25 protein-coding genes are annotated in these 23,101 nt (G+C 42.3%); 8 read left to right on the top strand and 17 right to left on the bottom strand.

Annotated elements, in window-relative coordinates; genetic code table 11:
- Positions 1–44: 44 nt before the first annotated feature.
- From BAE46_RS06265 to BAE46_RS06280, 4 genes are read left to right on the top strand one after another with little or no spacing between them, the layout of a single operon-like run.
- Complete coding sequence (locus tag BAE46_RS06265; RefSeq protein WP_070112011.1) at positions 45–1,970, top strand: ATP-binding cassette domain-containing protein; 1,926 nt, start codon at positions 45–47, stop codon at positions 1,968–1,970.
- Entirely contained in the window at positions 1,970–2,536 is a 567-nt protein-coding gene (locus tag BAE46_RS06270; protein ID WP_070112013.1) for a DUF2390 domain-containing protein, read from the top strand. The genes BAE46_RS06265 and BAE46_RS06270 overlap by 1 nt, the downstream gene beginning before the upstream one ends.
- On the top strand, positions 2,533–3,543 hold the full coding sequence (locus BAE46_RS06275) for a hydrolase (RefSeq protein WP_006004435.1): 1,011 nt from the start codon (positions 2,533–2,535) through the stop codon (positions 3,541–3,543). Before BAE46_RS06270 ends, BAE46_RS06275 begins: the two co-directional genes overlap by 4 nt.
- Positions 3,537–3,743 carry a YheU family protein gene (locus BAE46_RS06280; RefSeq protein WP_070112015.1) on the top strand — a complete coding sequence of 69 codons (207 nt, stop codon included), beginning with the start codon at positions 3,537–3,539 and terminating at the stop codon, positions 3,741–3,743. The genes BAE46_RS06275 and BAE46_RS06280 overlap by 7 nt, the downstream gene beginning before the upstream one ends.
- A gap of 187 nt (positions 3,744–3,930) precedes the next feature.
- On the opposite strand, the gene cysQ is transcribed toward BAE46_RS06280, so the two are convergent.
- The gene (cysQ, locus tag BAE46_RS06285) at positions 3,931–4,752 is read right to left on the bottom strand and encodes a 3'(2'),5'-bisphosphate nucleotidase CysQ (RefSeq protein WP_006004441.1); all 822 of its coding nucleotides are present in this window, start codon (positions 4,750–4,752) and stop codon (positions 3,931–3,933) included.
- Positions 4,749–5,312 (bottom strand): ADP compounds hydrolase NudE, encoded by a 564-nt coding sequence (gene nudE / locus BAE46_RS06290; protein WP_006004443.1) that lies wholly within the window; start codon positions 5,310–5,312, stop codon positions 4,749–4,751. The genes cysQ and nudE overlap by 4 nt, the downstream gene beginning before the upstream one ends.
- A 59-nt stretch (positions 5,313–5,371) precedes the next feature.
- Between nudE and yrfG the strand changes: the two genes are divergently transcribed.
- Both yrfG and yjjX read left to right on the top strand, forming a co-directional pair.
- Positions 5,372–6,055 carry a GMP/IMP nucleotidase gene (yrfG, locus tag BAE46_RS06295; protein ID WP_083256814.1) on the top strand — a complete coding sequence of 228 codons (684 nt, stop codon included), beginning with the start codon at positions 5,372–5,374 and terminating at the stop codon, positions 6,053–6,055.
- Between the two features lie 44 nt (positions 6,056–6,099).
- Positions 6,100–6,648, top strand: a complete 549-nt coding sequence (yjjX, locus tag BAE46_RS06300) for an inosine/xanthosine triphosphatase (protein ID WP_006004447.1) — start codon at positions 6,100–6,102, stop codon at positions 6,646–6,648.
- Positions 6,649–6,667: 19 nt separating this feature from the next.
- Here the strand turns inward: yjjX and BAE46_RS06305 are convergent, their stop codons facing one another.
- The 12 genes from BAE46_RS06305 to gspC all read right to left on the bottom strand — a co-directional run bounded on the left by BAE46_RS06305 (position 6,668) and on the right by gspC (position 18,274).
- Complete coding sequence (locus BAE46_RS06305; protein ID WP_070112016.1) at positions 6,668–7,432, bottom strand: type II secretion system protein N; 765 nt, start codon at positions 7,430–7,432, stop codon at positions 6,668–6,670.
- Between the two features lies 1 nt (position 7,433).
- Positions 7,434–7,910 (bottom strand): type II secretion system protein M, encoded by a 477-nt coding sequence (locus BAE46_RS06310; RefSeq protein ID WP_070112018.1) that lies wholly within the window; start codon positions 7,908–7,910, stop codon positions 7,434–7,436.
- A gap of 2 nt (positions 7,911–7,912) precedes the next feature.
- Positions 7,913–9,094 carry a type II secretion system protein GspL gene (gene gspL, locus BAE46_RS06315; RefSeq protein WP_070112020.1) on the bottom strand — a complete coding sequence of 394 codons (1,182 nt, stop codon included), beginning with the start codon at positions 9,092–9,094 and terminating at the stop codon, positions 7,913–7,915.
- Positions 9,095–10,186 carry a type II secretion system minor pseudopilin GspK gene (gene gspK, locus BAE46_RS06320; protein WP_070112021.1) on the bottom strand — a complete coding sequence of 364 codons (1,092 nt, stop codon included), beginning with the start codon at positions 10,184–10,186 and terminating at the stop codon, positions 9,095–9,097.
- Complete coding sequence (gene gspJ, locus BAE46_RS06325; RefSeq protein WP_083256815.1) at positions 10,183–10,845, bottom strand: type II secretion system minor pseudopilin GspJ; 663 nt, start codon at positions 10,843–10,845, stop codon at positions 10,183–10,185. The genes gspK and gspJ overlap by 4 nt, the downstream gene beginning before the upstream one ends.
- Entirely contained in the window at positions 10,845–11,252 is a 408-nt protein-coding gene (gspI, locus tag BAE46_RS06330; RefSeq protein ID WP_238528943.1) for a type II secretion system minor pseudopilin GspI, read from the bottom strand. Before gspI ends, gspJ begins: the two co-directional genes overlap by 1 nt.
- Positions 11,242–11,877: a type II secretion system minor pseudopilin GspH gene (gspH, locus tag BAE46_RS06335; RefSeq protein WP_070112022.1), complete on the bottom strand. Its 636-nt coding sequence runs from the start codon at positions 11,875–11,877 to the stop codon at positions 11,242–11,244. The genes gspI and gspH overlap by 11 nt, the downstream gene beginning before the upstream one ends.
- Before the next feature lie 123 nt (positions 11,878–12,000).
- Positions 12,001–12,450, bottom strand: a complete 450-nt coding sequence (gspG, locus tag BAE46_RS06340) for a type II secretion system major pseudopilin GspG (protein ID WP_006004459.1) — start codon at positions 12,448–12,450, stop codon at positions 12,001–12,003.
- Positions 12,451–12,453: 3 nt separating this feature from the next.
- Complete coding sequence (gene gspF, locus BAE46_RS06345) at positions 12,454–13,674, bottom strand: type II secretion system inner membrane protein GspF (RefSeq protein ID WP_006004460.1); 1,221 nt, start codon at positions 13,672–13,674, stop codon at positions 12,454–12,456.
- A complete protein-coding gene (gene gspE / locus BAE46_RS06350; protein WP_081483907.1) occupies positions 13,674–15,161 on the bottom strand; it encodes a type II secretion system ATPase GspE in 1,488 nt (495 codons plus the stop codon). The genes gspF and gspE overlap by 1 nt, the downstream gene beginning before the upstream one ends.
- Before the next feature lie 89 nt (positions 15,162–15,250).
- A complete protein-coding gene (gspD, locus tag BAE46_RS06355; RefSeq protein ID WP_006004462.1) occupies positions 15,251–17,305 on the bottom strand; it encodes a type II secretion system secretin GspD in 2,055 nt (684 codons plus the stop codon).
- A gap of 12 nt (positions 17,306–17,317) precedes the next feature.
- Positions 17,318–18,274 (bottom strand): type II secretion system protein GspC, encoded by a 957-nt coding sequence (gene gspC / locus BAE46_RS06360; RefSeq protein ID WP_070112023.1) that lies wholly within the window; start codon positions 18,272–18,274, stop codon positions 17,318–17,320.
- A 351-nt stretch (positions 18,275–18,625) separates the two neighbouring features.
- On the opposite strand from gspC, the gene hslR reads away from it, so the two are divergent.
- Positions 18,626–19,051: a ribosome-associated heat shock protein Hsp15 gene (hslR, locus tag BAE46_RS06365; protein ID WP_006004464.1), complete on the top strand. Its 426-nt coding sequence runs from the start codon at positions 18,626–18,628 to the stop codon at positions 19,049–19,051.
- A gap of 11 nt (positions 19,052–19,062) precedes the next feature.
- The gene (hslO, locus tag BAE46_RS06370; protein WP_070112025.1) at positions 19,063–19,944 is read left to right on the top strand and encodes an Hsp33 family molecular chaperone HslO; all 882 of its coding nucleotides are present in this window, start codon (positions 19,063–19,065) and stop codon (positions 19,942–19,944) included.
- Between the two features lie 16 nt (positions 19,945–19,960).
- On the opposite strand, the gene envZ is transcribed toward hslO, so the two are convergent.
- From envZ to BAE46_RS06385, 3 genes are all read right to left on the bottom strand, one after another.
- Complete coding sequence (envZ, locus tag BAE46_RS06375) at positions 19,961–21,256, bottom strand: two-component system sensor histidine kinase EnvZ (RefSeq protein ID WP_040520461.1); 1,296 nt, start codon at positions 21,254–21,256, stop codon at positions 19,961–19,963.
- Between the two features lie 10 nt (positions 21,257–21,266).
- On the bottom strand, positions 21,267–21,992 hold the full coding sequence (gene ompR, locus BAE46_RS06380; protein WP_006004467.1) for an osmolarity response regulator transcription factor OmpR: 726 nt from the start codon (positions 21,990–21,992) through the stop codon (positions 21,267–21,269).
- 93 nt (positions 21,993–22,085) lie between these two features.
- A complete protein-coding gene (locus BAE46_RS06385; protein WP_006004468.1) occupies positions 22,086–22,991 on the bottom strand; it encodes a phosphoribulokinase in 906 nt (301 codons plus the stop codon).
- Positions 22,992–23,101: the final 110 nt, after the last annotated feature.

The following is a 23,101-nucleotide window of genomic DNA, read 5'->3' on the forward strand; positions in this document are numbered from 1 at the left end:
GAAATTTTGTTATTCTGCGCGCCACCTTTATTTAAGTCGATGCTATGATTAAATTACAAAAACTGGGTTTACAACGCGGTATCAAAACGCTCATAGAGTCCTCTGACTTGGAGATTTTTTCTGGCCAAAAAGTCGCTATTATTGGTCCAAACGGCTGCGGTAAGTCGAGTCTTTTTTCTTTATTGCTGAATCAAATTACGCCTGACGCGGGTGAGTATTCAGTCGCAAAACATTGGCATGTAGTGGCAATTGCACAATACATTGATGACACGAGTCGCACCACACGTGACTATGTTATCGATGGAGATACGGCGCTTCGGGACATTGAGAAGCGTCTTGTGCTAGCTGAGGCGAATAACGACGGTGAATTAATTGCGCAACTGCATGAAAAGTTGGAACATGCTGGCGTCTATGACGTCCAAGCTAGAGCGTCTACTATACTAGCTGGTTTAGGTTTTAGTGAGGCAGATTTGTCATTACAGGTTGCGAATTTTTCCGGCGGCTGGCAAATGCGTCTAAATTTAGCCCGGGCGCTACTGTGCCCCTCAGATTTGTTACTGCTAGATGAGCCCACCAATCACCTTGATTTAGATGCGGTCATTTGGCTACAAGACTATTTGCAGCAGTACCCTGGTACCCTTTTGCTAATATCTCACGATCAAGCTTTTATTGATTCTTGTGCGAACGTGATTGTCAGTTTTGAAGACAAACAGCTTGTTAGCTATACGGGTAACTACTCAAGCTACCAAAAACAGCGCGCCGAACGAATGGCGCTAGCGCAAAAGCAATATGAAAAGCAGCAGCAGAAAAAACAGCATTTAACGTCTTTTATCCTGCGTTTTAAGGCCAAAGCGAGTAAGGCTAAACAGGCACAAAGTCGTGTGAAACAGCTGGAAAAAATGGAGGCTTTATTGCCTATTCAGGCTGCAAATGAGTTTTCGTTTGCGTTTAGAGATCCTGATAAACTGCCTAATCCGCTGATTAATATGGAAGATATTCAGCTTGGATATGACACGACTACTATTTTATCTAACATTCACTTAAATTTAGTGCCTGGCAGCCGTATTGGCTTGCTGGGTCGAAATGGTGCAGGTAAATCGACCTTTATTAAGTTATTGGCCGATGAAATTACCCCTTTGCAAGGGCGTTATACTACATCTGCTGGGCTTAAAATCGGTTACTTTGCGCAACATCAAGTGCAAGCATTAAATTTAGAAAACTCCGCTTTTGATCACCTACTTGCGCTTGACCGGCGCTTAACCGATCAGCAAATAAGAGATTATTTAGGCGGTTTTGGCTTTCATGGGGACGAGGCCTTAAAAAAGGTCGCGCCCATGTCGGGTGGCGAAAAAGCGCGTTTGGTATTGTCATTAATTGTGTATTCAAAACCGAATTTACTGCTGCTCGATGAGCCTACAAATCATCTTGACATGAACATGCGCGAAGCACTTGCTTATGCGCTGCAGTCATTTGAAGGCGCGATGGTAATTGTGTCGCACGACCGTTATTTACTTGAAAGCGTGTGCGATGATTTCTATTTAGTCGACAGCGGCGAGATCAGTGCTTTTTCAGGCGACTTAAGCGACTATCAAAAATGGTTGTTTGCGAATAAAACAGATAGAAAAACCATGGCGGTGACAGGTAAAAAAGATGAGACGCCAAGTATCGATAAAAAAGTACTCAAGAGAATGGAAGCGTTGTTTCGCCAGTCGACCAAAGCGTTTCGTGAAGATATTGCCAAGTGTGAAAAGCACATTGCCAAGTATCAAAGTATTTTACAAGAAAGTGAAACTAAAATGACTGATCCAGCCTTATATGATGCTGATAATAAAGATTTATTAAATGCGATAATAGCCAAACAAGTTGACGCGAAAAATCAAATAGATGAATTAGAAATGCAGTGGCTAGACTCTCAAGAAGGGCTAGAGCAGGCTCAAGCTGAATTTGACCGTGACAAGGCCGCTAGTTAATGCGCGAAGCGTTAATTCCTAGACTGTCTAGCGACGAGTTTTTCGACTACTCGCTGCAGTTTTACTTTCCAGGTAGTAATCAAGAAAATTTGATGTTGGTACAAGATAACGCTGATTTGAACGTAAATATTGTGCTGTTAATGATGTACCTGCGCACTAAAAACGTGGGTTTGACAACTGACAATATTTACGCAATAAACGATAATAATCAGATTCTGGACAGTCTAACCTCAAACATTCGCCAAAAAAGAAGGTCGCTTAAAGCTGATAATATTGCCCAGGGTTTGACGGATTATAAGACCCTAGAATATAAGGATTTGCTAGCTCAGGAGCTTGCTCTTGAAAAAAAACAGCAAGCTTTAATGATTGATCTTGTAACGTTTTTTGTAAGCGAATCTCAATCATATGTCACTAGCGGATTCTATGATGATACTTTGTTAGCAGCCATGAAAAGCCTCGCTGGGGAAGATAAGCGCTCAATAATATGCGATATTGCAGATATATTAGAAGAATTTCTCAATGCGCAAAAAAAAGCTAGCCAGCACCTTCGTTGTAACCGCCAATGATTGATTCAGTTAAGACGAAATTTGGCCGTATTAGTGCGGCTAACTTTAAGCCTAAGCCATGGTTGCAAAACGCGCATGTGCAAACAGTACTGTCGAAAATGTTGGTTCGCTCACCGCAAATTAACTATATTAATGAACGCATTCAAACGCCCGACAGTGATTTTATCGATTTAGCTTGGGCAATGCCGCACAAGTCAGTCAATGTGAGGGGTATAGCGATACTTTTTCACGGCTTGGAAGGTTCAAGCCAATCGCATTACATCAAACATGTAATATTTGAATTGAACGCAATTGGACTGGGCTGCGTGGTAATGCATTTTCGGGGCTGCAGCGGCGAGCCTAATTTGATGCCTATAGCCTATCATTCTGGGGCAACTTTTGATGCGCAGTTTTTGGTGCCTATTATAAAAGCACGATACGCAGATAAACCGCTTTTTGCGGTCGGGTTTTCCTTAGGTGGTAATATGTTGATGAAACTTATGGCGCACCATGCCTATTTACCCATTAAAGCCAGTATTTGTGTATCGGCCCCGCTAAATTTGGCAGCCTCATCAGCTGCAATTCAAGTAGGCTTTTCTCGCGTGTATCAATGGCATTTGATGAAAAGCATGAAACGTAACCTTCTTACGAAAATGCAAACAGTCGATATGACGGCTAGCTTGAAGGTGTCATTGGCGGATATTGCTAAAATGACGACCTTTTTTGAATTTGACGAGCATATAACTTCCGTGCTGCATGGTTTTCGTGACGCGAATGACTATTACGAAAAATGTAGTGCTTTACATGATCTGGTGCTTATTGATAAGCCAACCTTAATTCTTCATGCAAAAGATGACCCTTTTATGGATGACAGGGTTATACCAGGTCCGCCGTTAATTAATAAGCATGTAGCGTATGAACTGAGCGAGTTCGGCGGTCATGTGGGCTTTTTAGAAAGCTTAAGTGCAAGGAGCAAGCTTTGGCTACCGCAGCGCATTACCCATTTTTTGAGTGAGTTTTTATGTTAGTCCCCCATCAAGATTTAGATCCTGACACCCTAAGCAGTTTAATTGAAAGTATTGTATTACGCGATGGCACCGACTATGGCGAGGTAGAAATGTCCTTAGATGAAAAGGTTGCTATGGTAAAACGCCAGCTAAATGACGGCGTCGCCGCCATTGAATATTCAGAGGAACATGAGTCGGTAAATATTATCGCGCATGAATGAACTTTTGAAGTGTTTGAAATAAAAATAAAGTTAACCTCTGGACTGTCCAGAATTAGGCCAGAGTTATCTTCTAGACAGTCTAGAGGTTAACTTCGTTTAGGTTTCAGACTGTCCAGGACATAAAGAACCTATGCAATTGCAAAGGCTTCAAAATTTTCGAGGCTCTTCAGCTAAGAACAAATTAAGTTTATCTATATTGAATTACGCTGTTCCAAGCGACTCTTTTGTCGCCCAAAACAACGAAGTCTGGATTAGTCACACTTTCTCGCTGATTGTAGGTGATAGGGTCAAAAGTGGCAGCCATGATAGCTCCCCCAGCTTCATTTATGATGCATTGCGAAGCACCTGTATCCCATTCGCCCGTTGCCCCCAAACGCAAAAATACATCAGCGGCGCCTTCAGCGATAAAGCAGGCTTTGAGTGAGCAACTGCCTGCAGGTAATGTTTGATATGAACGTTTATCGCTTAAGCGCTCAAAGATTTTTTCCCGTGACTGCCTTCGGCTAATAGCAATCATTATTACGTCTTCACTTGGCACACTGAAGCGTCTAACGCTGATTGGCTTGGTTTCACGTGAGCAGCGCTTATATGCACCGCTCTCCTTACTTGCGAAATACAGTGACTCTCCACATGGCCAATAAATCACTCCAATAACGGGCTGATGGTCTTCAATCAGCGCAATATTGATAGCAAAATCACCCGAACGTGCAATAAATTCCTGCGTTCCATCAATAGGATCAATTAACCAATAGCGAGTCCAATTGGCTCTGTCTTTAAGCGCCGGAATAGGCGATTCTTCTGACATAATCGGAATGTTTGGGGTGAGTCTTGCCAACATCTCCATGATGATTTCATTGGCGCAATAGTCAGCACTAGTAACGGGGCTTTCATCCTCCTTTTGATACTCCTGGAAATCACCTTTATCGTATATGGCTAATACTTCAATACCCGCCTTAGTTGCCGCTTGTTTTGCTATTTCCAGTAAGTCGCTAAGAGACTGCGACATCATTGAGACTTTCTCCAACGTTCCAACAAAAGCAGTGCAGCAACGCTTCTTGCCTCATTAAAATCTTCTTGGCCAAGTAATTCATCAATATTATCTAGCGACCATCTTACCACTTGAAGAGGCTCAGGCTCATCACCCTCTAAGTGGGATTCAGTTAAATCTTGGGCTATTAGCACATTCATTTTTGCATCAAAAAATGTAGGTGCCATGGAGAGATCTTTTAGCGGCAAAAATTGCTCAGCTTTAAACCCAACTTCTTCCTGCAGTTCTCTATTACCGGCTTGAATAGGAGTTTCTCCAGGATCTATTAGGCCTTTAGGAAAGCCTAGCTGATATGAGTGAGTGCCTGCCGAATATTCCCTTATGAGTAGAATATGGTTGTCGTCAGTTAATGGGATTACCATCACTGCACCTCGGCCGCTGCCTGACATACGCTCAAACTCTCTGGTTGCCCCATTGCTGAAGGTTAAATCAACTCTCTCTACTTTAAAAAAACGGCTTTTGGCGACCACCGCTCGCGCATTTATTTCGGGTAATTTATTTTCTTGGTTTGTTTTACTCATTACGACTTCACAGGATATAATACAAAATTAATATATGACTTTAGCATAAGGATAAACGCTTGGCACTCTTACCTTGGCATAAGATTGAAACTGTTTTATTGGACATGGATGGCACCCTCTTAGATTTGCACTTTGATAATCAATTTTGGCTGCATCACTTGCCTAAAAAGTATGCTGAAAAGACAGGAAGGTCACCGCAGTCATGTCACAAAGAACTTAAAGAAGCTTTTGCGCAAGTTCAAGGTAAATTGCAGTGGTACTGCTTGGATTATTGGGCCGATCGCTTGCAACTCGATATAATGGAAGCAAAATTAGAGCTTGCGCACCTCATTACTATCCGCAAGGACAGTATCGCTTTTTTAGATGCTTTACGTGAAAGTAATCGCAGAGTTGTTTTAGTCACAAATGCTCACCCAGACAGCCTATCGTTAAAAGTTGAAAAGACGCAGTTGAACGATCACATTGACACACTTATATCAACGCATCAGTTTGGCGTACCTAAGGAGTTTCAGCTTCTTTGGAAGAAGTTACATAACCATCTCAAGTTTGAGCCCCAAAGTACCCTGTTTGTTGACGATGGCGAGCGGATCCTCGATGCAGCTAAAGAGTTTGGTATTGCCTATACTTTAGGCATTACCAACCCAGATAGCCAACTGCCAGATACGACAATAGCAAATCATCTGCATACCAATAATTATTACGATTTATTACAGTCTATTATAGATGAGCCGTATGTGGCTTAAGCATTACTAGGTGTATAGATACATCGTGGTTACTAAGGTTTAAAATGACAAAAAACCGTTCGACTTCTTCTCTTATCGTTGCCGTTGCATCCGCAAACCCTGTGAAAATAAATGCCGCTAAAGAGGCCTTCTCACTGGTATTTAACAGGTCAGTGGAACTTATCACTATAGATGTCGATTCAGGTGTTTCCAATCAGCCTATGAACTTTGAGGAAACGCATTTAGGTGCCAATAATCGTGTAGATAGAGCTATTGAGTCTCAGCAAGCAGACTATTACATCGCTTTTGAAGGCGGCGTTGATGTATTCTCTGATGGCCCCAAAACATTCGCGGTAATTTGTATCTCAAACGGCAAAGATAGAGTGTTTGGACAGTCTGCAACCCTTCCTTTACCTATGCGTGTATATGAAAACCTGCAAAATGGAATTGAATTAGGGTGTGCAATGGACGAGCTTTTCAATACAGTGAATATCAAACAAAAGGGGGGCGCCATTGGCCAGCTAACAGACGGTTTAGAAACCAGAATGAGTATCTATAAATCGGCCACTATTCTTGCATTGAGCCGCTTTGTAAACGCTGATTTGTTTGAATGAGAGATATTTCTTTAAACAATTATCGCGATTTTATATCTAACGCGTAACGGCCTTGACCCAGTGACTCTCCAAAAAAACTAGCGCCTTGCCTGATGTCGTTAGGAAAGTCAGATGGGATAGAGAACGTACCAACGGCAGCGTAATTGCCATTTTGGTCAAAACTGATTTTAGCATCTAATGCTAAGCCGTTTTCGGGCGAAACGTCAAGCACGAAGGCGGGTGACTCACACGACAACAGTGCGTCAAAACTGCCTAAATCTAAAGGACTCCCTTCAATATTCACCCCAGCCTGTAACCAGCTTCCCTGTCCGTTTAGTTGCTGACAGCCTTCATTAAACTTAAAATTCGCAATATCTAGCCTGAATCTTCCTAAAGCCGTTACCGCTACAGGTAAATTTACCTGTGACAATAAAAGCTTCGCGGGTGCAAATATTCTGGCATTACTAAGATTTACCTGTGCCGGATTTAAGATGGAGAGATTGATATTCCCATCTATATAGATTTGTTCGCTGTTTCTAATTGCACCGCCTCTTATATCAAGGCTTGCTTGTAACCATAGCAAGGCCAAGGGCGATAAGTCCCATTTGATATTAGTGACGCGCAGACCTTCATAAGACAAGCTTTGGGATGTTCCTGAAAAAAGCGTTCCCGCTACCCCTGTAAACCTGAGCTGATTCTGGGTACTTTCTTGCACGTAACTGGTGACATAACGTGCGGGCATGTATACCAGTAATAGTATTAGGTAAGCAAGAAGTGCTAATATAATCCACTGCCAACGCTTCACTTTACGATTTTCCTAACTGTAAACGTCTAACCTGAACAAAACCTTGCTCGTCGACCTCTGACACATCGGACTGAAGAATAACAACGCCTCGCTTTTCAAGTACGTTAAGCCATCGTAAAAAGTCATTAAAGACGACTTGGTCTAAAGAAACAACTAACTCCTCCCCTTGGGGCTGCATTCGCGCCACAGGAATATTCGCACTTCGGGTAGTTTGATTTACCACTTGGGTTAAAGAACCGTTAAATGAGGTTTTATTCGATGACTGGCGTAAAACAATGGCGCGACCTGATTGTTCATTAACCCAAGTAAGCAGTTGCTTTTCGCTATTTAATGCAAGGCCTTGAGTTTCCAATGCGCTGGTCAAAGGAGACCAGATAGCAAAATAGAAAATGCCAATAATGGCCACCGCAGCCGCCACTATAACCAACTTCTGTTCACGCGCAGAGATGCTAACAAACCACGCTTTCAGCTTATCCATTATTAACCCCTCACTGTGATAACGCCAATTACTTCATCGCCACGATTATTAATAGCACCTTGATCTACTTCGAAGCCGAGATTTTGAGCGTGTCTTCTAAATTTCTCTAAGTCTTCGAAGTTTTGTGCTACCGATTGCATACGAATTTCAGAGCGTCTGCTGTCATACTTCAGCGTCTGCGGTTTCACGCCAGAGTTTTCAAAAGCACTGCTCAACCTAGATAACATGGCCAGCATGCTCAAATTTCCACCGCCTTGTTCCAATGCTTTTATTTCTCGGGTAAGCACAATTTTCACATTTGTGACTTTTCCTAAATCTGGGAAACCTTGCTCAATACTTGTGGTGATGGCTTGTCGTACTTGAGCGCGTTCTCGTTTTACTTCGTTAAGCTGGGCAGTTTTGAACACTAGATTGGCGCATAGCGCAACGACTGCAAGTGCTGCGGCAAACTTCCACTTTTCCCAGCTAGGGTTAGATTTGCGTCTTACCGCATATTCACCTTGGAACAAATTTAAATCGGATATTAATGCGCCTTTAAGCAGCAAATGCATAGGTAAGCTGTCAAAATTAAAGGCTGTTTGGCTTGATTCTGTGAGTCCTTCAACTTCGCTATAGCAAGTTATGCGCGTTTCTTTGGCGCTTGCTTGTTCTAAGACTAATGGCAATAACCACTGGCTTTCACCTTGTAAGCATTGACCGTCGGCTAATTTTACGATCAAGTTACCTTCTATTTCTAACAGACTAATACCGTCATTTTGGGGTAAGCAATAGGCATCGGGCAAAATATGAAGGCAAAATAAATTAGCATCTCCAAGCATCTGCATCCACTGCTTGAGTTTTTCTTTAGCAACAACTGCCACTTGTTGGGTATTTTCTATTCTAGGTCCCAGTGCAAAAAATAGCTGTTCTACATTAACGCATATTTCATCTTCCAGCATGAATGGTATTGCAGAAATTGCTTTACGAGACGCATTTTTTGGCAATTCAACTTGTCTAAAAACGATATCGCTCGAGGGCGCTAGGGCATAAACCTGCGCGTGGTTGGCCCTGTCTGCTAGCGAGCCAAGTGCACTGGCGTCATTGAGTTTCCCTGAGGCAATTATTTCTTGTTCCTGTTCGCTGTACAGTAACCAGTGAATAGGGTCACTGGTATGTGAACCTAATCGAATTATTAAATGCTGCATCTAAAATCCGCCTCCAAACTCTCTGCTAATAATGGTTATTTCGCCGCTATCTACTTTAAAAATAGTCGATAATGTAAACTGTGAGCCTTGGAACTTGGCTGTAACATTTAGTCGAAAATACTGGGTTGTCACCTTGAACCAACTCTTTTGTTGCTTGCTTAACGAGAGTGCCTGCACTTCAGACAGATTTAAGAATGCTTCATCGCTTTGGAAGCCCTCTGGTGGGCGACTTCCTATAATATCGGCGCCGATATTCGAATTCTGTCCTAAAAGGGCGCTCAACACAACCGCGTTCTCTTTGGTAATAGTATTCACATTTACCGCTAGCTTGGATTCAGGCAGTACACAAATGGCTTTGCGTAAATCTTGGAAGCCGCCCATAGCCAGTAATTGGTCAATGCCGTTAATTAATCTTATTTCTGAAGCGTGTCCTAATGGACTATTTGCGGCTAAGTAAGGGTTTACTAATGACTCATAGTCAGCGTCTTCAGCGCCATAGTTATTGGGTATGCTGTCCTTGTCTATCCAATCTATTAGGGAATCTCGAATTGTTTCAACGACTAGACTGTCGTTAATATAACTTTCTAATAAAAGTTGAAATGATTTTTGAGACGGGCTTGGACCTATTTTAGCAGTAGTTGGATTTGCTGAATTTGTCGCAGTACTTGGATTTGCTGAATTTGTCGCAGTACTTGAATTCATTGAGTTGGTTGAGTTTGCCGTATTAGCGCTCTCACTTGAATTAATTGCGTTAAGATTAAAGCACGCCTGCATGTCGATTAACTGCGCTTTTATTGATCCGCCCTCAACTGGATATTCGAAAGTTTCAGCCCAGGGCTGGCTTAAATTGGTATTTTCGGGGGTGAGCGTATTCAAGGTTATCAACGATTTTTTAGCAAACTGCTCAGCACCAAGCGCATACCAGTAGGCCTGGTTATTGGCTTTTAAATTAAGGGTTCTGGCCACGTTTAGCTGCAGTCGGCTGCTCATTTCTACCGCAATGACCGTAATAATAGCCACAATGAGTAGCACCACGATAAGTGCAACGCCCTTTTGCTTATGACAAGAAGGTGTATTTAATGCCTTTTTCATACTTTTATCTGAAACTCTCTTCGTATTATGCCAAAAGAGTCAATCGTCATAATTACCGCTATGGCGATAGGAAGCTCGGTACTGGGGATGGTCTCAGACCACTCTAGCTCAGTTTGAACGGTTGATAGGATCTCAATTTTAAAATCACTCACATTGTCTAAAAGCACCCGTATATTTGGTTCAGTGCCCAATACCGCATCAACATAGTTTGTATGAAGCCGTTCTAAACGATTTTCTTGAAGCCTGTAGGCTACGTTTTGCAAGGTGCTGCGTTTGAGCCGTAACTGAGGATTTCGCCAGCCCCCGCGCACGAAACCGATACCATAAGCATCACTTTCAAATTCAAACTCACCGCCTGTTATGATCAGATCATTTTCAAGGCCTTGAGTGCGCGGGGTGCGCGCTTGTATTTGTAAAAAGTCGCGTTCAATAATAAGCATTGCGCGCTGTAGTTGCTCAAATTTTGCTTCTCGTTGTGCTGATATTTCATTTGATCGCATGACTGTCGTTAGCAAGGAGTTTGCGCCTAATGCTAATAGCGAAAATATCGCGATGGCGATAACAATTTCTAGTAAAGTAAAACCTCTATGATTTTTATACGTAAAGTAAAAATCTGGACAGTCTAGATTGTTATTTATGGCAGTTTGAGGCGTTTTCATTATTCGGTTTGATTTGTCATGAAAGTTGTCACGGACGTAATAGGGTTCTTAAGTTCTTCATCTAAACCAACTGTAATCGTTACTTGATACAAAGCATCATCAGCTGTCTTCACTACCACTCTTTGCCAATACCAGCGTTTGCCTAACATTTCCTGTTCGCCTTTTGTTTGCTTATCTAAAGGCCATTTAATCGTTGTTTCTAAACTGCTTTTGGTAAGTTCATTGTTGGCTACCCATGTTGCAAATGTCACCCGCTCTAATACTGTAATTGCGCTCAAATTTTCATAAACCGCTTTCATAACCGCACCACCAGCCATAGCAAAAATAGCAACAGCAACCATAACCTCCACTAAAGTAAAGCCCTTTGTTTTTTTTGCGCTTTTTATAACTCTGCGCTTATACATCATCAGGCTTAATCATTTTCAAGGGAACAGTGTCGCGTCCTTCTAAAACAAACTCAAAAGGCTCTTGGTTTATCTCTTGTGACTCATACCTAATTTGCAGTTCGAAAGGGCTTATTTCGCCGCTCGATAAAATAAATACCTGGGGTGGCGGAGGTGTTCTGTCCTCTTCGTTGCCGATCACTACGCCATCATTACTGACACTTAGCTCGTCGTCGAAAATGCGATTGTTAAATAACGAGTCATCCTCCTCCCACATAAAGCCGTCTAGCGTGATTCCTAGCGTTACGCCTTGTGTGAAAAATACTTTATCGAAATGTTTTTGATTGTCTAGCGCAACCCACATTTCATCATCGTCTAATTTGACGAATTGGTAAGACTGTTCGTCGCCATCAATTCGTAATCCTAGCTCTAATTGATTAATTAGCGCATAGTCACTGGCCATATTAAAAACGACTTGCAGTCGCTTCACTTCTTTTTCAATATCCTTTTCTACATTCTCGGTAAAAACAGTGTATCTAACACTGGCTAAAATCAGTCCTATTAAAGCGAGCACAATAATAATTTCAAGCAATGTAAACCCTGCTTGCTGTGAACGCCTTGATTTGAGTTTATTTAAGTCAAAAAACATAAGTCCTTGATTTTATTTATTTATTTGTTTGTATGCTTTTATAAACGCAAAGATTAGCATCTAGACGGTCTAGATATTTAAAAAAGTTATCGTCTGGACAGTCTAGAAGATAACTTCATGTAGTTATTTTAAATATTCGTTTAGGTTCCAAGTCGCAATGTCATCCTCTGATCCTTCTAATCCATCGGGCCCAAAACTATAAATATCATATTGACCTACTTCACCTGGGTAGAGCAGTACGTAGGCATTGCCCCAAGGATCTTCGGGCAGTCGCTTAATAATCCCACCTTCGGGATAACTACGAGGAATTGGGTCGATAGTTGGAATGTTTACCAAGGCGTCAAGGCCCTGTTCAGTAGTGGGTATAGTGTTCGTTTGCAAACGATATAGTTCAAGAGAGCCCTCTAAAGCTTGAATGTCGATCGCGGCTTTTTTTATCTTAGCTGAGTCTCGCTGATTAAATATTTGCGGTGCAACAACCGCCGCCATGGTGGCGATAATAAAGATGACCACCATCACTTCAATGAGGGTAAAACCTTGTATATTACTCTTCATATTGCTTTTCACAATCATGTATTACACTCCAGCTAAATTGTTTAATTCTAATATTGGCAAGATAATCGCCATCACAATAAACAGTACTATGCCTGCCATAGAAATTATCAATACAGGTTCAAATACTTTAAGTGACATATTTATTGTGTTTTCAAACTCTCTTTCTTGATTCTCGGCTGCGCGCGCTAACATTTGAGTTAATTCGCCAGACCGTTCACCAGACGCTATCATATGCATCATCATAGGCGGAAATACTTTGGTCTGCGCTAAAGCTGCTCTAAGGCTACTGCCTTCTTTAACTCGCTCCGCGGCTATGCGCACAAGGTTTTGCAAATGTCTATTTTCAAGCACGTTTCCACCAATTATCATTGACTCCAGTAATGGAACACTGCTAGAGGTCAATATACTTAATGTTCGAGCAAATCTAGCCGTATTAGTTCCCCTAGTAAGCTTGCCAACAAACGGTAATGTTAATAAATGTTTATGCCAGCGCTCCTGAAGGAGAGAATTTCTAAGCATTTTGGCAATGGCAAATATTAATATACCCAGCGCAATAGCGGCGTAAACACCATAGTTTTGCACGCCCTCACTAATCGCAATTAACACTTTGGTCACGGTTGGCAGCTCTTGCTCCATATTGTCAAACTGTCCAATTATTTGAGGTACTACGGTGGTCAGCAGCATTATAACGACACCAAGTGCAACCACTGTCATTAGGATAGGATACACGAGCGCTTGTGTAATTTGGCTCTGTGTTTGATAACGTCTTTCGGCATAATCTGCAAGGCGAGTTAATACAGCATCTAAATGGCCTGATTTTTCGCCTGCCGCCACCATCGATCTAAATAGCTTGTCGAAAGCTTTTGGAAACTCACCCAACGCTTTAGCTAAACTATGGCCTTCAATTACTTTACTGCGAACCGCCATCATCATGTTTTTGGTGCGCGACTTCTCAGATTGTTCAGCCACCGCTAATAGTGCTTCTTCAATGGGCAGTGAAGCTTCAATAAGCGTTGAAAGCTGCCTAGTGAGAAGGGCGAGTTCTGGTGTAGATATACTAGGGCTAAAAAATGCTTTTACGCTTTTTTCACTGGCTTTTTGCTCTTCAACTTGGGCGACTTCAAGTGGAATAAAAGATTGTTCGCGCAGTTGCTGCCGTGCTTGGCGAGGGTTGTCAGCTACTAAAACACCACTCTTATTTTTGCCTGCTGCATCTAGTGCTTTATATGCGTATGCTGGCATTACTCTTCTCTGGTCACTCTTAAGACCTCTTCTAACGAAGTAACACCTTGTAATACTTTGTCGCAGCCATCTTGTCTAATAGAAGGGGTGGTAGTGCGAATATATTTTTCAATGGCTTGTTCACCGCGGCCTTCGTGCATCATTTCACGTATTGTATCATTAACTATAAGCTGTTCATGTATCCCTGTTCTGCCTCTGTAGCCTGTGTGATTGCAGCTAATACAGCCTACAGGGTTGTAAATAGTGACCTCATTTGAGGTGTTCAAAATTTCCTGTTCTCCTTTGCTTGCCATATGCGGCGCTTTACATTCCTTGCATAGGGTCCTTACCAGGCGTTGGGAAAGTACGGAAACTAAGCTGGAGGAGAGCAAAAAAGGCTCTATACCCATATCTTCCAGCCGAGTAATTGCGCCTGCGGCGGTGTTGGTGTGCAAGGTTGAAAGGACCAAATGACCGGTCAAACTTGCTTGCACAGCAATTTGCGCAGTTTCTAAATCGCGTATTTCACCGACCATTACCACATCAGGGTCTTGACGTAATATTGCCCGCAGACCACGTGCAAATGTCATGTCCACTTTAGGATTCACTTGAGTTTGCCCTATACCCTCTAAGTCAAACTCGATGGGATCTTCGACGGTAAGAATATTACGATCTTTTGAGTTAATTTCACTTAAACCAGCGTACAAGGTGGTACTTTTACCGGAACCGGTGGGCCCCGTAATTAGGATGATGCCGTGTGGTTTACGAATAAGCTCAGAGAAAAAGGTTCTATTGACAAGGGTCATCCCTAGGTCTTGCAAATTTAAGCGTGCATTGTTTTTATCAAGCAAACGTAAGACTACCCGTTCGCCATGGCTCGACGGCATGGTCGACACTCTGACGTCAACCCCGCGACCGCCAATCCTAAGGCTTATGCGGCCGTCTTGAGGGACTCGCTTTTCAGCAATGTCCATTTTCGACATAACTTTAATACGCGATACCAGCATTGAAGACATCTTGCGATTTGGTCTGAGAATTTCGCGCAGCACACCATCTACTCTAAACCTGACTACCAATTGATTCTCAAATGTTTCAATATGAATGTCAGACGCGCCTTCCTTAATGGCTTCTCCTAGCATCGCGTTTATAAGTTTAATTATAGGAGCATCATCTTCGTTATCGAGTAAATCTTCTGTATCGGGTAAGTCTTCAGCTAGTGCAAATAAATCGCTTTTGTTACCTAAGTCTTCCATTAACTGCTTTGCTTCTGATGAGTCGCGTTGAAATGAATCTGTTAGTAAGGTTTCAAAATCACCTTGAGTGGTTTTTTTTAATACAAAAGTTTGACCGCTGTAGCGACGTACCTCAGCAAATGCTGACATGGGTGTTTCAGGCGTATAGTAGAGATCGTGCGGCTCAACATCTACATCCAACAGCAAATGAAAGCGTTTAGCGAAGCTAAAGGGTAGCTTCCCAGAGCCTTGCGGGCTCATTTCGTCAATTGCCATGTCGGCTATAACTTCTTCAGCTACAGAGTCCGCTAATCCGTCTAAGCCTTTGATGTCAGTGGATTGTGTATGCGCTAACTCACTAGCCATTAATCAATATCCTGCTTGTTTTTTTCAGTCAAATATTCTTCAAACGATGGGGGCAGGATCAGTTTATCATCCCATGCGGGTAAACTAGGGCCTTCTTTAAACGGCATTAGTGGAATACCCTGAGACTGCCTATTTAGCTGCTGCGCCCGAATAAAATTGTATTTTCTATGGCTGATATCGTTCATTGTAATGCCATCGCGCACAATGGTGGGCTTTATAAATACCATGAGATTACGCTTTCGAGTACTCGTGCTGGAGGTTTTGAATAGGTGGCCAATGATTGGTATATCCCCTAGTATAGGCACCTTTGATACACTTTCCTGCACATCTTCATCTATTAAGCCGCCCAATACAATAGTGCCGCCGTCATTTACGATTACGGTGGTTTTAATTTGTCGTTTGTTGATAGAAATATCAACAGAGGTAGCGCCACTTACACTCGAAACTTCTTGTTCAATGGTCAATTGTACCGCGTCGCCTTCGTTTATTTGGGGAGTTACTTTTAGTTTAATGCCTATTTCTTGTCGTTCTACCGTTTGAAAAGGATTGGAATTATTGGAGCCTGTAGAGGTGCCAGTAATAATTGGGACTTCTTGGCCAACAATGAAGAACGCTTCTTCATTATCTAAGGTGGTTAAATGTGGTGTGGCTAGAATATTGGAGTTTGTGTCGGTGCTGACAGCCTGGACAACTGCGCCCCAGCCGTTTTCAACGATTCCAGCAATTAGGCCATTGGCGCCGCCTAATAATTGAGCAAGTGGTGTTAGGTTACCTTCGATTGTGCGAGATGTCGGAACGTCGCCAATTTCAGGCAATAGTGTGGTGCCACTCACTGTGCGATCTTCAGCCTGACGTAAGGCAACTCCCAATGAACCTACTCCAATAACACCGTTGGTAAACTGCGTGCCTCCACCTTCCTCTGAAACAAGCTGCACGCCAAGGGTTACACCATCGCCTTCAAATACTTCTACTATTATTGCTTCAACCTGAACTTGAGCTCTGCGTACATCTAACTGGCGAATGACCTCCTCTAATGACCGCATCATGTCTGGCTCTGCGGTGATGACTAAAGAGTTGCTATCTTCATGCGAGTCGATACTCACATTGCGGCTGCCGCCACGGCTCCTACGCTGCTGTTGTTGAGCGCCTTGAGCTTCTGATTGAATACTGTCACTAACGCCTTGAAGTACTGTTACTAGATCTTCTGCTTTCGAATAGTTTAGAAAAATAACGCGCGTGTTGCCGCTCGTTTCAAGCTCTTCATCCATTCTTTGGATCAAGTTGATTAAACGCTGGCGTGCTTTTGCATCGCCGCTCACTATGATGCTGTTGGTTCTGTCATCGGCCACTACTCTTGGTGTTGACTTGCCACCGGCAGCTTGGTTATTTTGGGAATTGTTAACACTGTCTATAATGCGCACCATCTCTGAGGCTGAGGCAAAGCGCAATTTAATGACTTCAACGTCTTCATCGCCGGCTCTGTCGACCCTCTCGATGATCTCTACTAATCTATTTACAACTGCTGCGCGGCCAGTGATCATCATTACGTTTGAAGGGTCGTGGGCAACAACATTGCCGCCGCCCGTTTGATCATTTAGCTGCCTTAGAATAGGCGCCAACTCTCTTACGGGTACGTTGTACACGGGAATAACGCGCGTGATCATTTCGTCGCCGTTAAACTCAGTGGCCTCAACTACCGGGATGTTGGATGACTTTGCATCTTTAGATCGTACCACTTTTAGAATGCCGTTTGGCATTTCTACAACGGCAAAATCGTAGACTTGTAATACGTTTAAGAAAAATTGGTAATACTGATCTTCACTTAATAAATCGTAGCTGCGAACGCTAATTTTGCCTCTTACGTTAGGGTCAACAATAATAGTACGCTTTAAATTTTTCCCAACAATATTAATGAATTCAGTGATCTCCGTATTCTTAAAGTTAGGTTGATATTCAGCACTGCTGACAAAAAAGCTATTGCTTAACAATGTGCCCGCTATTAGAAGGCTGAATGCTAAGTGTTTAACTTTTTTTCCTGGCTTTATAAGTATCATAAAACTGCTACCTTATTCGTTGCCCGATGCATCGGAAATATCTAGATTAAGAGAGACGTACTCATTGCCGCGCAGTACTTCTAATTGCAAAGATTCTGCTTGTTGTAATTCTGTGATTGCCTCTTTCGATTGTTGTAAATCGCTTAAATCTAAACCATTAAGTTGCACAACAATGTCACCATTTTGCAAACCTACCGAATTAAACAAAGTGGGTTGCAATCCAGGGGTCACTTTAAAGCCGATAAACACGCCGTTAACTCTGTGCGGTGACAATGAGATCATATCAGTAAAACTGGCTGGTTCTTGTGCTAATTTTTGTCGAGCATCACGCAGCGCTTGCGCCTGATTACGTATATTTTGATTTTGTGCAATTGGCTTACTGGGCGAATTCATGAATGGTTGAGTGTTTGCTGAGGTAACGAAGGTCTCATCAGCTCTCTTCTTATTGGCTTCGTCAAAGTCAATACCGTCTAGCATGAGTGTTTCACGAGTAACTCTATTTTTGATAATGACCCTGTCTACATAAATTTTGTCAAGCGTTACGTTAGTTCCTTCAATTCTATCGCCCACGCCGTAAGTACTTTGATTGTTTCTATACTCTATAATGGCAGCACTACGGTTTGGGTCGTTGGAAGAAACTACGCCAGATAATATCAAATTCAACTGAGTTTGAGGTACATCACTTACTTTATCTAGCGTAGCAACGGGTGCTGGTTTATCGGTGTTACCAAATAAATTTTGATTGATTATGTTGCTAATATTATTGGAGGCACGTGAACTGCTATCATCCGTTATCTGGGGCGCCTGTAGTTGTGCTAACTTACTTTGAGGTTCTGGTAGCATCGACCAAGTTATTTTCGCTGCAAAAGCCAGCAAATAGATGCTTAGTATCACTATCAATACTAGGATTAGTTTGCCTTCGTTGCGTTGATAAGTTTCTTTTGCGTTTACTACTGTAAAAACACTCATGGTTAATTTACTAAAGTCATCTTAAATTCGCTAATCATTAATCATAGCTAGTACGAGTTAAAGCTACAATAGCAAAGATTAAAACTCTCAAAAAAAACTCATTACTGCGCTGCAATTATCTCGGATAGTCAATTTTTTTGTGGAGAGTCACGTTTTTTGTATAGTGCCAACTATTAAGCTCTAAAAGCTAATTTTTAGACTGTCCAGAAGTTATTTTCCAGACTGTCCAGATTTTATACTTATCCATTAATTTTGCTTTAGTTTTAGCGTTTTTCTATTTTTCAGTAGAGCCTTAAGTTATAATCTAGACTGTCCAGAAAAGGGCTGTTACTCAATTTGAGGAGTTTTTGAATGGCTGGTAAGTCACAAAAAAACAAGCAAGCTAATGCGTCTGATGTTGTATTAAAGGTTCGATTAGACAAATGGTTATGGGCTGCTCGATTTTGCAAAACTAGGGCAATCGCCCGAGATTTGGTGCAAGCAGGTAAAGTTCAGTACAATGAGCAGCGCACGAAAGCCAGCCGATTGGTTGAGGTGGGCGCAAAAATTAAGATACCTTCTGGTTACGACCAGAAAATTATAACTGTCGAGAGTATTAACGATAAAAGACAAAGCGCCATTCTCGCTCAGGCACTTTACAGTGAGACTTCCCAGAGTATTATACAGCGTGAAAAAAACGCGCAGGCAAGAGAGTTAAGTGCTTTTCACAGTCCCAAACCTGATTCCCGTCCAGATAAAAAGCAGCGACGAGAAATCATAAAATTCAAGCATCAGTGAGTAGGTAGTATATGGCAGACGTTCTAGACAGATTTCTTTTTGAGAATAGATCAATACGAGGCGAAATAGTGTCGTTAGAAGAAAGTTTTCAATCTATTTTAGCATCCGCAGATTACCCAGGATTTGTGCAAACACTGATTGGTGAATTGTTGGTCACGGCAAGCTTACTTGCGGCAACCCTCAAATTTGAGGGTGAAATTGCCTTGCAGATTCAGGGGGAAGGTCCCATAAAATATATTATTGTTAATGGCACGCATGAACAGAAGCTTCGGGGTGTAGCGAGGTGGGACGAAACAATTGTCCAGCACCCCAAATCATTCTCAGAGTGCTTTAAAAAAGGTATTTTAGTCATTACCCTTACGCCTAAGGACGGTCAACGTTATCAGGGTATGGTAGCGCTTGATAAATCAAGCCTAGCGGATTGCGTAGAGGACTATTTCTTGCAGTCTGAACAACTCTTAACAAAAGTGTTTCTAACTAGTCAATTGGGCGTGAACCCCAAAGCAGCAGGACTACTTATTCAAATTGTGCCCACCTCTAGTGAGTCGAGTAACGTAGAAGAAAACCCAGATTTTGAGCATGTTGTGCATTTAGCAAACACGGTGACTAGCGAAGAAATACTTACACTTCAACACTCTCAAATGATACACAGGCTTTATCATGATGAAGTCATTAGAATTTTTGAGCCTCAAAAAGTCCAGTTTTCTTGTGATTGCTCTCGAGACAGAAGTGCAGGTGCGCTTAGAAGTATGCCTATAGACGAACTTTTAGAGATTATCGTTGAAGATGGTAACATCAAAATGGACTGTCAATTCTGCCACAGCGTATATATATTCGACGAAATTGATGTTAAGAACATACATAGCCAAAACTTGGGTTCTGGTAGGGCCTAAGAGTAGATTAAACACTTTAGTGAGAGACGGGCAGCAAGAAACTTGCGTTTAGGCCACCGTCGGGATGATTAGTAAACTGAATTTTGCCGCCATGGCTCTCGATAATTCTTTTAACAATGGCCAAGCCAAGGCCGGATCCGCTTGTTCCTCGGGCTTGATCTCCTTGAGCGAAAGGCGTAAACATTTGCTCCATCTGGGTCTGATCAATCCCCTTTCCAAAATCCCTCACGCAGCATAAGATATTTCTGTTTTTATCAACCATTGCCGTTGAAATGGTGATGGTATCGCTACCATATTTTAAAGCATTTTCGATTAGGTTTTCAATTACGCGCTTAATACCTACCGTGCGTAGTTTTGTAGCAGTGACTTTGGCCAACTTTAGTTCAATCATATGCGTTGAGATAATGGTTCTGCTATCAACTAACTCATGAATTAATTCGTTTATGTTAGCAAATACCGCCGTTTCTTGCTGGTCCTGTTTTGCATAGTCAATAAATTGATTAATAATTGCGTTCAAATCTTCTATATCGTGCTCTATGCCGTCTTTAACCCACGCTTGTTCATCTGGCAGCATTTCGCTTGCAAGCCTAATCCGGGTCAGGGGAGTTCGTAGGTCATGTGATATACCAGCTGTCATGAGGACGCGGTCGTTCTCAAGCTGTTTAATACCCCGCGACATCTTATTAAAAGCCTCTGTAACGGCTATTATTTCGCTACTACCAACGAGCGCAAGAGGGGCCGGGAAATGTCCTTTTTCAACTTGTGTGGCACCCTTTTGAAGTGCTTGCAAAGGTCGATTTAAACGCTGAACGAACAACCATCCTCCTGTAACGCTTAATGCGCCAATAACAAAAAAATACATGGTTAGCGGTGACAGTGAATTTTCATTCGGTCCGGTAAGGGGTATCGAAATCCATATGTCGCGGTCTTGCGGTGGCTTTATCCACACCATATAGTTCTTCCCTGTTTTGACCCTTATTTCGGTGTCTTTGCCGAGTTGCTGCGTGATTTGCTTTGACATAAAGTCGTAGTAAGCAGCATTGCCTAAGCCTGCGTGCATAGCTGAAATCTCATCGTGAAAACGAATTCCCGTGGTACTTGTTAGTTTTTCAATTTGCGCTGGGCTTAATGATTCGATATCAAGGATAAAAAAAGTGTTTATTTGATTTGAAATCAGCTTATTAATTTGTTTGTAACTTGGGCTGATAAAATAGTGTGTTACTGATAAATAAGAGACGAGCTGATTGATAAATAACAAGGCAGCAATGAGCAGAGCCGTTTGACCAAACGTGCTTTTTGGAAGGATGCTTATAAATTTTTGCCTAAGGCCTAGATTGACCATCAGGCACAAATACGTAACCCAGTCCCCAGACAGTCTGGATATATCGGGGATTGGTCGCATCACTTTCTACCATCCTACGAAGCCTTGATACCTGCACATCGATGCTTCGTTCAAGTGCGCTATAGTCTCGGCCTCTGGCGAGATTCATTAGTTTATCACGCGATAAGGGCTCTCTAGGGTGTGTGACTAACGATTTAAGTACAGCAAACTCTCCGCTAGTCAACGTTATTGGTTTTCCTTCTTGACGCATTTCTCGTGTTGCTAAGTTAAGTGTGAATGGACCAAATTCGACAGTTTGTTCAGATCGTGAGGGTGCACCCGGTGCTTCAGTAACTTTCCTACGCAGTACCGCTTTAGCTCGGGCTAATAATTCTCTGGGATTAAACGGCTTTGGCAAATAATCGTCTGCGCCCATTTCTAGGCCAATGATTCTATCAACTTCATCTCCTTTGGCGGTTAGCATAATGATGGGGATTGGGTTTTTTTGTTGACGAAGTCTGCGGCAAATAGACAGTCCATCTTCATTTGGTAACATTAAATCCAACACCATCAAGTGAAAATTTTCTCGTGCAAGTAGCCTATCCATTTGTTCGCCATTAGCAGCGCCTCTTACCTGATAACCTTGTTCACTTAAGTATCTTTCAAGTAATGAGCGAAGGCGCATGTCGTCATCCACGACTAAAATTTTTGGGGTTTCGCGTGTCATATAGGGCATATCCTTAAACTAATTTCTTTGAATATAGCGAATAGAAGTACGTAAGCCAATTATTCTTATGTTTCTAAGTGTGTCGAAGTCGACTTACTTATTGTCTGCTACCCAATCTACTTGATAATCAGCCCGCCGCTTTTTATCCATAAGCTCGGAAATTAAAGGGGTTAATATAAGCTCCATGGCTAAGCCCATTTTACCGCCAGGGACAACTAAGGTGTTGATGCGAGACATAAAAGAGCCATCAATCATCTTTAGCAAATAAGGGAAGTCAACCTTTGTCATGTCGCGTCTAAATCGAACAACCACAAAGCTTTCATCTTGCGACGGGATTTCTCGCGCACTGAAGGGGTTAGAAGTGTCCACGGTGGGCACTCTTTGAAAATTGATATGGGTGCGAGAAAATTGCGGAGTGATAAAATGAAAATAGTCGTCTAAGCTTCTGACTATACTGCTCATTACCGCGTCTCTTGAATGTCCACGGTCGGAGGTGTCACGAACAATTTTTTGAATCCACTCCAAATTTACGATTGGCACCATACCAACTAATAAATCGACAAATGAAGCGACATCGCAGTCGTTGGTTTTTACACCTCCATGTAAGCCCTCATAAAACAGTAAATCAGTTTTATCTGGCAGCTCTTGCCAAGGTGTAAATGTGCCTGGCATTTGGTTAAAGGGAACGGCTTCATCGAATGTATGTAAGTACTGCCGATACTGGCCTTGGCCTTCGCGCTCATATGATTTAAACAGTTGTTCGAGTAATTCAAAATCGTTAGCCTTAGGACCAAAGTAGCTTATATGCCGTCCCTGTTCCTGCGCTTTTCTTATTTCAACTTCCATCTCAGGACGCGTAAATCGATGAAAGCTATCTCCGCCTACTGAAGCCGCATTTATGTTCAAATTACGGAAAATATGCCTAATCGCATTAGTAGTCGTAGTTGTCCCTGCACCAGAGGAACCTGTTATTGCTATAATTGGATGTTTAACTGACATATTGGACTTCTTTGTTTTGTATACCCTACTTATAGGGAAGCTAAAGGTTTGCGTCAAGCCCTTTAAGCTTTATTGGTAAATTCTAGACTGTCCAAACTTGTTTTTTCTAG

This window comes from Glaciecola punicea (assembly GCF_001756615.1).
GTDB classification, from domain to species: Bacteria; Pseudomonadota; Gammaproteobacteria; order Enterobacterales; family Alteromonadaceae; genus Glaciecola; species Glaciecola punicea.